Source organism: Mesorhizobium yinganensis, from assembly GCF_040081985.1.
Lineage (GTDB): Bacteria > Pseudomonadota > Alphaproteobacteria > Rhizobiales > Rhizobiaceae > Kumtagia > Kumtagia yinganensis.
In genome coordinates, this window is record NZ_JBEBMH010000001.1 from 120,310 (window position 1) to 133,228 (window position 12,919).

Below are 12,919 nucleotides of genomic sequence, written 5' to 3' on the forward strand. Positions count from 1 at the left end.
CCCTTCTAGACCTAGCCTTCCGTTGCTGTCAGCCCCACAATCTCTGTTTTATGCCTGTCTCTCGTGCGGCGTGACGAAGCGGTAATCGCGAGCGACGAGCCGGCTCCGGCCGGCCCGCCCAATGCCCGCACATCGGATGGTCCATCCACGTCTCCGGACACTGTTATCCCCCGCTGATTGCCGTCAGGATAAAAACCTCCGTGCCGGGTTCAAGCTTCGTCTCCAGTCTCGCTCGCTCGCCGTCGACAAAGACGTTGATGTGTTTTCGGATGGCCGGCGTGGTGTCGCATAGCCGGTCGCGCATCCCCGGCCAACGGTCGTTCAGCGCCTCGATCATCTCGCGAACCGTGCGCGCCTCGACCTCGAGGCGCCGCACTGAGCCAGGAAACAGGTCGACCAGTGGCCCAGGCAGTCTCACCCGGACCGGGGCGCTTCCCTGAACGCGGTCCATCTTGCTGCCTCCCGCCGCCTACCGGTCGACAATCAGCGTTTCGACCGACAGCACCGTCGGCAGGTGCTCGGCGATCGGCATCCAGTTCTCGCCCTCGTCGGCGCTCGCATAGACCGAGCCGGAACTGGTGCCGAAATAGACGCCGGCCCGCTCGTGCCGGTCCGTCGCCATCGCCTGGCGCAGCACGCCGAAATAGGCGTTGTGCTGCGGCAGACCCTCGCGCATGTCCTGCCACGTCTTGCCGGCGTCGCGGGTGCGCCAGACGGCCGCCTTGGCGTCGGGCACGTAGCGGCCGGCGGAATCGCCGTTGAGCGGCAGCAGGAACAGCGTGTCGGGATCGCGCGGATGGGCGGCGGCCGGAAAGCCGAAGGTGGAAGGCAGGCCAGCCTCGATGCTTTTCCATTCCCTGCCGCCGTCCTCGCTGACATACATGCCGCAATGGTTCTGCTGGTAGAGCCGCTCCGGCTTGCCCGGCGCCATCACCACGCAATGCACGCACTGGCCGAATTCAGGATATTTCTGGTCGTCGGGGTTGAAATCGGCGCGGGTGCCGCGGTTGCGCGGTTCCCAGGTCTTTCCGCCGTCGGCGGTATGGAAGACGCCGGCGGCCGACACGCCGATCCAGATCTTGTCCTCGTGCTGGGGATCCACCACCAGCGAATGCAGCATGAGGCCGGCGCCGCCCGGCTGCCAATGCTCGCGCGACGGATGCTTTTGCAGTCCCTCCATATGCGACCATGTCTGGCCGCCATCGTCGCTGTGGAACAGCCCGGCCGGCTGCACGCCGGCATAGAGGCTGCCATTGCGGGCGGCGAGGCTCCACACCGCCTTCACCGGCTCCTTGCCTTCCTCATAGGCGAGGCCCTCGCTCGAATGCGTCCAGGTTTTTCCTAGATCGGTGGATTTCCACACGGCCGGTCCGAACCATTCATTGCCGCCGCCGGCATAGATGGTGCCGGTATTCGGGTCGGCGACGACATGGTTCATCGGCCAAGTCTCGCAGAACGGGCCGCTCAGCGTCCAATCCTTCCGCGCCGCGTCGCTCTCGGCGATGAAGGCGCCTTTCTTGGTTCCCAACAGCACAAGGGTTTTCTGTGTCACGTCGACTTCCTCCGCGCGATGACAGGCGGCCGTCGTCTCCAGTCGGGCCGCGAAAGCGATGGCCCTTCGCCTCGCTCCTACAGAGCGAGGACGAATGGCGGCATTCGAAGCCGACATCGCCGCTGGAAAGTCTAACGCTTTTTTCGATCCGGCGCATGGGCGCCGAAAGCCGTTACGCAAACGGCACCGCGCTGGTTCCGCGTGGCAGTTTCGCCTCGTCGTCCGGCTCGACATGGATAAGCACCCGCACCGACGGGATTTCGGCCCTCAGCGCGTCCTCGATGCGGTCGCAGATGACATGGCTCTCGCGCACCGGCATGTCGCCGTCGACGATCAGGTGGAACTCGATGAAGGTGGCGCGGCCGGCGGTGCGCGTCTTCAAATCGTGCACTTCCAGCGCCCCCTTGGAGTTCGCCGAAATGATGTCTCGGATGTGCATGTTGTCTTCCAGCGGCACCGCCTTGTCCATCAGGCCGCTTAGAGAACCACTGATCACCTGCCAGCCCTGGTAGAGGATGTTGAGGGCGACGAGGATCGCCAGCAGCGGGTCGAGGATGCTGTAGCCGGTCAGCACGACGCCGACGAGGCCGGCGATGACGCCGAGCGATGTCACCACGTCGGTCATGATGTGATGGCCGTCCGCGACCAGCGCCGGGCTCTTGTCCTGCCTGCCCGTCCGGATGAGCAGCCATGCCCAGCCGGCATTGATGACGGCGGCAAAGCCGTTGACGGCAAGGCCCTCCCACGGCTGTTGCAGCGGCTGCGGACGCAGCAGCGCCTCCCAGGCCGCCGCGACGATCATCAACGCGGCAAGCACGATCAGCACGCCTTCCAGCACAGCCGAAAAGTATTCGGCCTTGTGGTGCCCGTGCTGGTGGTCGCTGTCGGCAGGCTTGTGGCTCACCTGGATCGCCCAATAAGCGGCCGCCGAGGCGATGACGTTGACGATCGATTCCAGCGCATCCGAATAGAGCGCGACCGAACCGGTGATGAAAAAGGCGAACGCCTTCAGGCCGAGCACGCCGAAAGCGACGATGATCGACCAGAAGGCGAGGGTGGCGACGCGCTGCTTGGAGGGCATCTATGCACCCCCCTCTGTCCTGCCGGACATCTCCCCCTCAAGGGGGGAGATTGGCAGTGGCGACGCCGGCGATTGGCTGATCTCCCCCCTTGAGGGGGAGATGTCCGGCAGGACAGAGGGGGGTGTCATTTGCGCAGTCAATTGGATTAGGCCGCCTTTTCCCTGGCCTTGCGCGGCAGATGCGCCACGACGTTCTCGATCATCCGCATGCCGGCGTTCTGGCCGAGCGTCATGATCGATTCCGGATGGAACTGCACCGCCGCGATCGGCTCCTTGCGGTGCTCGAAGGCCATGATGACGCCATCCTCGGTCTCGGCGGTGACGACAAAATCGTCGGGCAGCCGCACCGGATCGGCGAAGATCGAGTGGTAGCGGCCGACGGTCACTTCCTTGGGCAGGCCGGAGAAGATGACGCCCGGCTTCGACACGCGGATGCGCGAGGGCTTTCCGTGCATCGGAATATGCAGGTGGCGCAACTCGCCGCCATAGGCTTCCGCCAGCGCCTGTAGGCCCAGGCATACGCCAAAAATCGGCAGGTCGCGCTGCCGCGCCTTCCTGATGGTGGCGGCGCAGTCGAAATCTTTCGGCGTGCCGGGGCCGGGTGAAAGCACGACCAGGTCGGGCTTCAGCCTGTCGAAGATTTCTTCGGGCACCGGCGTGCGCACGGTCGAAACATTGGCGCCGGTCTGCCGGAAATAATTCGCCAGTGTGTGCACGAAGGAATCTTCGTGATCCACCAGCAGGATGTTCACCCCGTCGCCGACGCGGGCAGCGCTGCGGTCGCCGGCGGCGGCGTTGCCGGCCCTGGCGTCTCGGATCGCGGAAATCATGGCGGATGCCTTCAGTTCGGTTTCGGCTTCTTCTTCCTCGGGCACGCTGTCGAACAGCAATGTGGCGCCGGCGCGCACCTCTGCGATGCCGTCCTTGATGCGGATGGTCCTCAGCGTCAGGCCGGTGTTCATGTCGCCGTTGAAATGCACCATGCCGATCGCCCCGCCATACCAGGCGCGCGGGCTTTTTTCGTGTTTTTCGATGAAGCGCATGGCCCACAATTTCGGCGCGCCGGTCACCGTTACCGCCCAGGCGTGCGAGAGGAATGCATCGAAGGCGTCCATGCCCTCGCGCAGCCGGCCCTCGATATGGTCGACCGTGTGGATGAGGCGCGAATACATCTCGATCTGGCGCCGGCCGATGACGCGCACCGAGCCCGGTTCGCAGACGCGGCTCTTGTCGTTGCGGTCGACGTCCGAGCACATCGTCAGTTCGGATTCGTCCTTCTTGGAGTTGAGCAGCTTCAATATCTGCTCGCTGTCCGAGATGGCGTCCTCCCCGCGCTTGATCGTGCCGGAGATCGGGCAGGTCTCGACGCGCCTGCCGTTCACCCTGACGAACATTTCGGGCGATGCGCCGATCAAAAACTCGTTCTCGCCGAGATTGATGAAGAAGGAATAGGGCGACGGGTTGATCTGCTTCAGCCGCCGCGAAATGTCGGACGGCAGGGATTCGCAGCGCTCGTAGAACATCTGGCCAGGCACGACCTCGAACAGGTCGCCGCGCCGAAACCTCTCCATCGCCTTCCTGACAAGCTCGGCATATTCGCCGGGCTCGTGGTCGCCGCGCGGCGGGATGCGGTCGGCCGTCCTGAACGGCTCCGCCACGCTGTCGCGCGGCAGGCCGGTCGTGTCGAAGCCGTTGCCGGAATAGTCGTAACGGTCGTGCCAGGCTTTTGCCGAGTGGTGGTCGACGACCAGGATCTCGTCGGGAAGGAAGAGCACGAGATCGCGCTGGCTCTCGGCGCGTTTCAGCGACAGTTCGACCGGGTCGAACTGGAAGGCGAGGTCGTAGCCGAAGGCGCCGTAAAGGCCGAGATTGGCATCCTGGTCGCTGTGGAACAGCGCGGTGATGGCGCGCAGCACGGTGAACACCGAGGGCACGCGGGAGCGCTCCTCTTCGGTGAAGACGCGGCCCGGCTCGGCGATCTTCAGCGCCAGCCGGTGTTCGGTGGTCTGGGTAAGGGTAATGTCCTTCAGCGGTAGTAGCGTTCGGGCTATGACCGGCAGCAGAACCTTGCCACGGCTGTTCAGTGCCTCGATGCGCATCGAGCGGCCGCGCGCAGAGATCACCAGCGGTGGGTCGATCACCGCCGTGTCCCAACGGGTGTAGCGCCCCGGATATTCGTAGTTCGACGAGAAAACCGCGCCGCGCCGGCTGTTCAGGCCGTCGACATAAGCCTCGATCGCGCCCTTGTAGGGCGTGTCATGGCGCTGCCGGACGATCGATATCCCGCCCGACGTCACGAATTTCTCGGCACCGTTGTCGAGGATCTCGACAGACATTCGTCTCTCCATCCGTTCGCCGCGCCGAGGTCCGGATAGGCATCAAAAACAAATGGCCGCCCGGACTTCTCCTGCGGCCACTCCCTCTTTTACGCGCACGCGTCTCGGCAGGCCGCTGTCAGCAGGCCCACCACCAAATGGTCTTGATCGAGACGATATGCATGGCCGACTCCATAGCGGCGAATATCTTGTGGAGCAAGCGGATTCCGGACGCCAATCCCCCCATCCTTCGGATCCCCTGCTGGGATTCTAAGCCCCGTTCACCGCAGGGTAGCGTGTTGTACCCCCACCCCTAACCCCTCCCCACAAGGGGGAGCGGGATTCGCCGGCCGCCCTGTCGAGCAAGGCCGGTGACGGTGGGAACAGCGCATCGCCGCCGGGTTCCCCTCCGCCTTGTGGGGAGGGGTTAGGGGTGGGGGTGCTTCATATGCGATTGCCCTGCCGTTCACAGCGGTTGGCGCGCCGACGGTCAAAAATACTGGCTGGTATCAATCCTCCAGCGCGCCCTCTCGTGCGCTCGCGCTCTTGGTATCGCCGACCAGCTTCACCAGATCGTCGCCGGCATAAGTCGAACGGCGGACGACTCGCGTCAAGATATAGCCCGCCTGCGGCGCGAACACGTCGGTCGAGCCACCTTCCTCGCCGGCGGCGTGCACAATGGTCGCCAGCCGGTCGCCTTTTCTTACGCGGTCGCCCGGCGCCACGTCGAACAGGATGGCGCCAGGCCGGGGCGCCGTGACCATTTCGATGTTCTCGATCGGCGCGACCAGTCCGGCAAATGGCCCAAGTGGCGGCAGCGCCTTGTCTTCGATCACGCCGCGGGCGACCAGCAGGCGGTAGAGCCCGTCCGCGTCGGATTGCGCCAGCTTGCGATCCACATCCAGCAGGCCGCGATATTCCACGGTCGTCACGGCGCGCCGCGCCAGTCCGGCTTGCTGCGCCGGCATCTGGAGATAGGGATGCAGCGATGCTTCGTCGAAGGACGCGCCGGACGAACCCTCCCACAGGATTACTGCCGCCACGCCCATCGCCGCCGCGCAATCCTCCATGCCCGGCCACAGCGCCTTCGGCACGTAGAGATAATCGACTCCCTCGTCGTCGCAGTGGAGGTCGAGCACGATTTCGTGGCCGACGGAGAGTTGCAGCAGCCGGTGCTTCAGCCGTTCATCGACCGTGCCGCCCTTCATCTGGAGGGCCGAGGCATCCGGCTTTTCCAGCAGCGGAAAGTCGCGGTTGAAATTGGTGCGCGTGCCGAGATGGAAGCGGCCCTGCACGGAGCCGAAATGATATTGCGCGCGGCCGACCGGATTGGCGTGCGGCACGACCGTGATCGCGCCGCGTATACGGCCTTCCGCTTCCGCCCTGCGCAGTTGCGGCATCAGCGCGTCGATGGCAACGGTGCCGGGCAGTTCGCTGGCATGCAGGGCCGCTTGGAGGTAGGCTTTCGGGGCAGCCGGATCGCTGCCTTCGAAGCGGAACACCGGAAAGGTGTAAGCGACGCCCTCGGTGTCGCCCGGAATGGTCTCGATGGTTTTCTGCATGGTGTCACCCACTCAAATTGTGGGGCGACAATGGCCGGTCCGCAAGAACCCTGCAACGGCCGCGGCGCGCGATCGTCTGGGCCAGCCTAAGATGAGGAAGGGCGGCGGCGAAAGAAACCGCCGCCCTGCCAGAAGATCAGTTCACCGCGGCAATATTGCCGAGGCGCAGGAACAGCGTCTCGCCGGAGGAATCGTCCACGCCGTCATTGTCGGTGACGACAAAGGCATTGCCGGAGGCGTCGATGGTGAAACCTTCGACCTTGTCGACGACATAACCGTTGGTCGCCGACTTGAGATCGGGGATCAGGTCGCGCACCTTTGTCTTCTCGACCACCGGCAGTTCGCCGTCGAGCGCAACCGGCTTGAAGGCCTCGAGCGAGACCGAATAGAGGTTCTTGGCCTTCGCGGCATCGCCGATCAGGTTGTCGCGCTCGATGACGTAGAGTTTTCCGTCATGGGTGGTAATCTCGGAAAGTCCCATCCAGCCGGCCTCGGTGGCGTCGAGCGGATAGCGTACGGCCGACCATTCCTTGGCCTTCGGCTTGTAGGCAAGCAGTTTCGTCTGGCCCTTCGGGTCGTCCTTCCACTCGCGCTGCACGGCCATGACCAGCGTCAGGTCGTCGCCGGAACCGACAATGGTGATGCCTTCGAGGCCGAAGCGGGTCTCGCCGGCCAGCAGGGCTGCCGGGAAGGGGATCTCCTTGTCGATCGCGCCCTTTTCGTCGACATGCAGCACGGCATGCGGCGTCAGCTTGGCGGCGTCGCCCTCATTGGCCAGCCAGAAGCCGCCTTCGCCGTCGGCGACGATGCCTTCGAGGTCCAGCTTCTGGGCCGGGTGGCCGCCGCGCGTCACGATGGTCTTGCCGGTGATGAGGGCCGGCGTCTGCGTGGCGTCGATGGTGAAGATGGCCGGCGCGGCTGTGTAGACCGAGTCCGAAACCGCATAGAGCTTGCCGGGGTTGGCCGGGTCGGCGGCGAGGCCGGAGAGTGCGCCCCAGCCGAGCGGGGTGCCGTCTTCCTTCGGTGCGGCGGTGATCATCGGATAGGCGGCCGGGCCTTCGGCGCGCTCGTAGATCATCACGTGCGAGCGGGCGAGCCCGTCTTCGCCGAGATCGGTCTCGTTAGCCGTGACCAGCAGGTTGCGCGACGGGATGGCGACCAGGCCCTCGGGGCCGATGCCCGACGGCAGCACCTGCAGGAATTGCGGCACCGCGCCGGTGTCCTTGTAGACGCCGACCAGCGAGCCGCGCTCGGAGGCGACGAAGAACAGTTTTTCGTCGCCGAAGCTTGCGGCCTCGAGACCTTCCGGCTCGACGCCCTTCTTGTTTCGGTGTTCCGGATAGTGGCCGACCTTGGCAACCTCGTATTCGAAGGCCGGGCCGGATTCGTAGACGACTTCGCCTGACTTGTTGAAGATGGTGAAGCCGCGCGTCCCGCCCTTGTAGTCGCCCTCATTGGCGATGACGAAACGATTGTCGTCCAGCCACTTGACGGCGTCGGGCTCGCGCGGCGTCGCCTTGACCTTGCCGTCGAAGGAAAGCGCGCCGTCCTTCTTGGTGTCGACGTTCTCCAGTTCGACCGAGCCGGCGGAGAAATGCTTGACCACCTTGCCGGAAGCGGCATCGACGATGGCGATGTGGTTGTTCTCCTGCAGCGTCACGGCGATCTCGCCGGCATCGTTGAAGGCGACGAATTCGGGCTCCGGGTCTTCCGGCGCGACTTCCGCGATGCCGGTCAGGTCGACGCTCTTCATACCAGCGCAATCCGGCGCGCCGTCCTTCAGCGACAGGATCTTCAGATTGCCGGCCGGCATCTGCGGGATTTCGCCGTCGTTCACGTCCTCGTCGCGCTCGTTCTCGATGGCGACGGCCAGCCAGGCCTTGTCCTTGCTGACGGCGACAGAATCCGGCTGGCCGCCGAGGTCGCAGGTCGCCTCGACCGTCTTGCCGGCGAGGTCGATGACCGACAAATTGCCGGACGGGTCCGCCTTCGACTTGGAGGTGTTGACCGCGGCCAGGATCTTGCCGTTTTCGATCAGGACGGATGTTGGCTCGCCTTCGAGCTTGATGTAGCCGCCGGCCTTCGGCGCCTTCGGATCGGTGATGTCGATGATGCCGATGCCGCCATGCGGGCTGTCGGAATAGACCAGCGTGTTGCCGTCCTCGCTGGCCGAGATGATCTCGGAGGAGGTCGGCGAGGCGCGATCCGCCTCGGGCAGGTTGTCGGCGACCGCGAAGGTGGCGACGCGGTTGAACATCATGTCGGCGTGAGCGGGCAGTGCCGCGGAAGCGAGAAGCGTGGCGGTCAGCGCCAGCAGGCGCGATTTTGTGGACATGGAACCCTCTCATGAATCTGGAGTGCGCGCCTGCTTTGCGCAACGCATGTTGCAGCGGCATGAAGGTTCAATGACAATTTTATGACGATAAATTCCCCTTTGTTCTTGCCTCCATTGACAAAGTTCGCGGGAAGGCAGTTGATCTGCGTTTTACCTTTGGGGGGTAATCATGAAACTAGTGAAAGTGCTTGCCGCTGCCGCGCTTGTTGCCGTCGCCAGCCCGTCGTTCGCGGAGGAACGCTGGCAGACCCTGCCTGAACCCGCGCCCATGCCGAAGCCAACCGAAAGCGGCTGTGCCAAAGTGAAAGGCATAGAGATGTATTATCAGGTATTCGGCTCCGGCGAGCCGGTCCTGCTCATCCATGGCGGGCTCGGCCATGGCGACCTGTGGTCGAGCCAGGTCGCCGATCTCGCCAGGGACCACATGGTGATCGTTCCGGACAGCCGCGGGCACGGCCGGTCGACGCGCAACGGCGAACCGTTCGGCTACGACCTCATGATGGACGACTATATCGCGCTGCTCGACCATCTCAAGATCGGCAGGACAGCGCTGGTCGGATGGAGCGACGGCGGCATCATCGGCATCGACATCGCCATGAACCATCCGGATCGGCTTACGCGGCTGTTCGCGCAGGCGGCCAACGTGACCACGGGCGGAATCGATCCCAAGGGGTTCGAAAGCAAGACCTTCGTGGCCTATATCGGCCGCAGCCGCAACGACTACAAGCGCTTGTCGAGGACGCCGGACGGATACGACGACTTCCTAAAGAAGATGGGCCTGATGTGGGAAACCCAGCCGTCCTGGGACTGGAAAAGACTGGAAAAGATCGCAGTGCCGACGGCGATCGTCGTTGGCGACCATGACGAGGTGATCAAGCGCAAGCACACGGAAGACATCGCCTCGGCCATACCGGGCGCGAAGTTGATCATACTGCCCGACGTCAGCCATTTCGCGCTGCTCCAGGATCCGGAGGGATACAACAAGGCGGTGCGCGATTTCATCGACGCAAAGTAGCCAAGGCTTCCCACGCGGTCTTTCGGCTGAGCCTTTCAACCGATATAAAACCTAGCGAGCGGACAGACGAAGCCTGCCCCTCGCTCGCACAGGAGACCTTGCCATGGCCGCTTCCCCGTCCCGCCTGATGATCCCGGACCTCGCCGGCAAGGTCGTGCTCGTCACCGGCGGCTCGACCGGCATCGGCGCGGCGCTTGTCGAAGCCTATGCCGCGCAAGGCTGCCGCGTCGGGCTGCACTACAACGCCAGCCACGACGTCGCGCTGGCCCTTGCCGCACGGCTCAACGACGGCGGCGGCAACGTCTTTCCGGTGCGGGGCGATTTTTCCGTTTCCGCCGATGTGATCCGCGTCGTGGAAGACACGGCCGCGCAGTTCGGCCAGCTCGACGGGCTTGTCAACAATGCCGGCGGCATGCTCGGCCGCGTGCCGTTTGCCGAGATGACGGACGAGCAATACGACAAGGTCATGGACCTCAACGCCCGCTCGGTGGTCACCGCGACGCGCGCGGCGATCCCGTGGCTGAAGAAGCGCGGCGGCTTCATCGTCAACACCTCGTCGGTCGCCGCCCGCAACGGCGCCGGCCCCGGGGCCGGCATCTACGGCTCGGCCAAGGCCTTCGTCTCCAACGTCACCCGCGGCATGGCCAAGGAACTGATCGGCCACGACATCCGCGTCAACGCCGTGGCGCCCGGCCTGATCCTGACGCCGTTCCACGAACGCTATTCGACCGCCGAACAGATCAAGGCCGGCATCGCCGGCATCCCGCAGGGCCGCGCCGGCACGGCGGAGGATTGCGTCGGCGCCTATCTGTTCCTGTCGTCGAAGGTGCTCAGCGGCTACGTCAGCGGCCAGGTGATCGAGGTCAATGGCGGGCAGTTGATGCCTTAGGCAGGCCGGCATCGGAGTTGCCGGACAGCAGGACGAACCCGCATGGCGCCAAGCGAACGGCAAAAAATGGCGGCGGGCGAATGGTATGTCTGTCTCGATCCCGAACTGGAAGCGCTGCGTGAAACGGCCCGCGACGCCGTGTTCGAGCATAATTCGCTGTCACCCCGAGATCGCGGCAATATCGGACCCGCACTGGCAAATCTGCTGAGAGCGGGCGAGGGCGCCCGCATCGAGGCGCCTTTCCACTGCGCCTACGGGTCCAACATTTCGCTCGGCGGCGGCGTCTTCCTCAATGCCGGCTGCGTCATCCTCGACACCGCGCCGGTCAGTATAGGCTCGGGAACGCTGATCGGTCCTTCGGTGCAGATCTACTGTGCCGAGCATCATAAAGGCGCCGCCGAGCGGCGCGCCGGGCTGGAGATCGCCCGGCCGATTGATATCGGCGAAAACGCCTGGATCGGCGGCGGCGCTATCATCTTGGGCGGCGTACGCATCGGCGCCAACGCCATCGTCGGCGCCGGCTCGGTCGTCACCCGCGACGTGCCCGATGGGGCGACCGTGGCGGGCAATCCGGCGCGGCGGATCGGAGGCGGCTGACGGCCCCGTTGCCGTGCAGCGGCCGCCGTCGCGTGGCAATCGCCGCTCCGCGCACCCGCTGGCGCGTCAACCGCTGCTCCCGCCATCCAGCCAGCCGCCGCTAAAACCGGCAAGCCGCAGGCCGTCGGCGATCGGCTTGCAGCGCCGCATCAGCGTCCACAAAAAGTCCGAGCGATGGTTTTCGATCATCAGCGCCATCGGTCCCTGGTTGATGGCGATGGTTTCCGGCGCGATCCATCCCGCCCGGTGGCCGCGGCCGGCGCCGAAGGTGGGATTGAAGCTGGCGGTGAATCCGTAGTCGCAGGTTTCGCGCAGGCCGATCTCGTGCAGATACCGCAGCGCCGGCAGCACGATCTCGGGCGCGAAGGGCAGCGAGGTTGCGACCGCCCAGGGCGAGAGCGTGCCGTCGTCGGGTCCATTGGGAATGCCGCGCGCCAGGTAGTCGTAGAAACTCCGCCGCACGCCATTGATGCGCCGCCGCGCCGGGCCGGGGCCGTCGCTCGCCGTGATGCCCCAGCAGTTCTCGCCGTAGCCGACGAAACCTTTGGGATTGCGGATGGCGTAGGCGCGCTGCGCATAGGTGGCGCGCCGGCTGTTCTCGAAATAGTCGATGCCGTGCCTTCGCATGAAATCGTCCTGGATGCCGCGAAAGTCGATCCAGATATGCGAGAGCTGATGAATGAAGAGGGGATCGGCGTGAAGGTATTCCTGATCCTCGACCATGCGCCAGTGAAAACTCCTGAGATAGGCATGGTAGGCGTGAAGAGAGAGGGGATGCGTGGGCGAGGCGAGGCCCAGCACATGCATGATGATGGACTCGTCATAGCCGTGCCAGCGGTATTTCAGGAAGCGGCTGCGCGGTTTCCAGCCGAGCGCGACGGTCTCGCCGCCATTTTCCGCCCAGCGCCAGTCGACACGCCGGTAAAGCGCGTCGGCAAGCTCGCGTATCTCAGTCTCTTCCCGGTCGGGCTCGTCGAAATAGCAGGCGGCGGCCAGCGCCCCGGCGATGAGGATCGCCGTATCGATGGTCGACAGTTCGCAGTTCCAGACCCGCCGGCCGGTGTGCATGTCGAGGAAATGGTAGAAGAACCCGCGATGGCCGCTGTCGTCCTCGCGCGTCCCCTGCGGCAGTTGCCAGAAGTACCGCAGCGTCGTCAGCGTGCGGGCGCGCCCCTCGGCGCGGGTGAGATAGCCGCGCGCCACGCCGACGGGATAGGCCGTCAGCGCCATGCCGACCGCCGCGATGCTGGCCGGCGCACCTTCGTGGTCTCGGTCGGCCACCAGCCCGTTCTCGGGATTGGTTTCCTTGACGAAATAATCGAACGTGTCGCGCTGCAAGGAGGACAGCATCGCCTCATCGCCCGGATGAAAGAGCGCGTCGGCGGAAGTTTCGGAATGTTTTAGCATGGGCTGTCGGCCTGCGTGGCGGGGGCGGCTTGCTCTAAGGGTGGCAACGAGCATCCATGCGACCCGCCGCAAGTCAAGCACGCAGGGCACCTAACTGACCCTGGCACATCGCCGGCGGTCGATATGCAGTTTGCCGTCATCTGACGAGCAGGCCGCGCCGAACGAC

The 12,919-nt window shown here is 64.9% G+C and carries 10 protein-coding genes; 3 read left to right on the top strand and 7 right to left on the bottom strand.

Annotation, left to right across the window (positions count from 1 at the left end; all coding sequences use genetic code 11):
- Nucleotides 1-163 precede the first annotated feature (163 nt).
- The 6 genes from ABMA59_RS00580 to ABMA59_RS00605 form a co-directional block, all read right to left on the bottom strand.
- On the bottom strand, nt 164-451 hold the full coding sequence (locus ABMA59_RS00580; protein WP_349003348.1) for a MoaD/ThiS family protein: 288 nt from the start codon (nt 449-451) through the stop codon (nt 164-166).
- 18 nt (nt 452-469) lie between these two features.
- Nucleotides 470-1,552 carry a WD40/YVTN/BNR-like repeat-containing protein gene (locus ABMA59_RS00585; protein ID WP_349003349.1) on the bottom strand — a complete coding sequence of 361 codons (1,083 nt, stop codon included), beginning with the start codon at nt 1,550-1,552 and terminating at the stop codon, nt 470-472.
- Nucleotides 1,553-1,724: 172 nt separating this feature from the next.
- Entirely contained in the window at nt 1,725-2,633 is a 909-nt protein-coding gene (locus tag ABMA59_RS00590) for a cation diffusion facilitator family transporter (protein WP_349003350.1), read from the bottom strand.
- Between the two features lie 146 nt (nt 2,634-2,779).
- Nucleotides 2,780-4,969, bottom strand: coding sequence for an anthranilate synthase (locus tag ABMA59_RS00595; RefSeq protein WP_349003351.1), 2,190 nt, complete (start codon nt 4,967-4,969; stop codon nt 2,780-2,782).
- 488 nt (nt 4,970-5,457) lie between these two features.
- Nucleotides 5,458-6,510 carry a M14 family metallopeptidase gene (locus ABMA59_RS00600; RefSeq protein WP_349003352.1) on the bottom strand — a complete coding sequence of 351 codons (1,053 nt, stop codon included), beginning with the start codon at nt 6,508-6,510 and terminating at the stop codon, nt 5,458-5,460.
- A gap of 136 nt (nt 6,511-6,646) precedes the next feature.
- Entirely contained in the window at nt 6,647-8,845 is a 2,199-nt protein-coding gene (locus tag ABMA59_RS00605) for an esterase-like activity of phytase family protein (protein ID WP_349003353.1), read from the bottom strand.
- 169 nt (nt 8,846-9,014) lie between these two features.
- Between ABMA59_RS00605 and ABMA59_RS00610 the strand changes: the two genes are divergently transcribed.
- The 3 genes from ABMA59_RS00610 to ABMA59_RS00620 all read left to right on the top strand — a co-directional run bounded on the left by ABMA59_RS00610 (nt 9,015) and on the right by ABMA59_RS00620 (nt 11,346).
- Nucleotides 9,015-9,860 (top strand): alpha/beta fold hydrolase, encoded by an 846-nt coding sequence (locus ABMA59_RS00610; RefSeq protein ID WP_349003354.1) that lies wholly within the window; start codon nt 9,015-9,017, stop codon nt 9,858-9,860.
- A gap of 103 nt (nt 9,861-9,963) precedes the next feature.
- Nucleotides 9,964-10,749, top strand: coding sequence for an SDR family NAD(P)-dependent oxidoreductase (locus tag ABMA59_RS00615; RefSeq protein WP_349003355.1), 786 nt, complete (start codon nt 9,964-9,966; stop codon nt 10,747-10,749).
- A 42-nt stretch (nt 10,750-10,791) separates the two neighbouring features.
- A complete protein-coding gene (locus ABMA59_RS00620; protein ID WP_349003356.1) occupies nt 10,792-11,346 on the top strand; it encodes a sugar O-acetyltransferase in 555 nt (184 codons plus the stop codon).
- A gap of 66 nt (nt 11,347-11,412) precedes the next feature.
- Here ABMA59_RS00620 and ABMA59_RS00625 read toward each other — a convergent pair whose 3' ends face one another.
- Nucleotides 11,413-12,753 carry a glucoamylase family protein gene (locus tag ABMA59_RS00625; RefSeq protein WP_349003357.1) on the bottom strand — a complete coding sequence of 447 codons (1,341 nt, stop codon included), beginning with the start codon at nt 12,751-12,753 and terminating at the stop codon, nt 11,413-11,415.
- Nucleotides 12,754-12,919 lie beyond the last annotated feature (166 nt).

What these genes read in the sequence shown, in the direction of transcription:
- ABMA59_RS00580 (WP_349003348.1), bottom strand. Translation starts at nt 451, where the DNA reads ATGGACCGCGTTCAGGGAAGCGCCCCGGTCCGGGTGAGACTGCCTGGG.
- ABMA59_RS00590 (WP_349003350.1), bottom strand. Translation starts at nt 2,633, where the DNA reads ATGCCCTCCAAGCAGCGCGTCGCCACCCTCGCCTTCTGGTCGATCATC.
- ABMA59_RS00595 (WP_349003351.1), bottom strand. Translation starts at nt 4,969, where the DNA reads ATGTCTGTCGAGATCCTCGACAACGGTGCCGAGAAATTCGTGACGTCG.
- ABMA59_RS00600 (WP_349003352.1), bottom strand. Translation starts at nt 6,510, where the DNA reads ATGCAGAAAACCATCGAGACCATTCCGGGCGACACCGAGGGCGTCGCT.
- ABMA59_RS00605 (WP_349003353.1), bottom strand. Translation starts at nt 8,845, where the DNA reads ATGTCCACAAAATCGCGCCTGCTGGCGCTGACCGCCACGCTTCTCGCT.
- ABMA59_RS00610 (WP_349003354.1), top strand. Translation starts at nt 9,015, where the DNA reads ATGAAACTAGTGAAAGTGCTTGCCGCTGCCGCGCTTGTTGCCGTCGCC.
- ABMA59_RS00615 (WP_349003355.1), top strand. Translation starts at nt 9,964, where the DNA reads ATGGCCGCTTCCCCGTCCCGCCTGATGATCCCGGACCTCGCCGGCAAG.
- ABMA59_RS00620 (WP_349003356.1), top strand. Translation starts at nt 10,792, where the DNA reads ATGGCGCCAAGCGAACGGCAAAAAATGGCGGCGGGCGAATGGTATGTC.
- ABMA59_RS00625 (WP_349003357.1), bottom strand. Translation starts at nt 12,753, where the DNA reads ATGCTAAAACATTCCGAAACTTCCGCCGACGCGCTCTTTCATCCGGGC.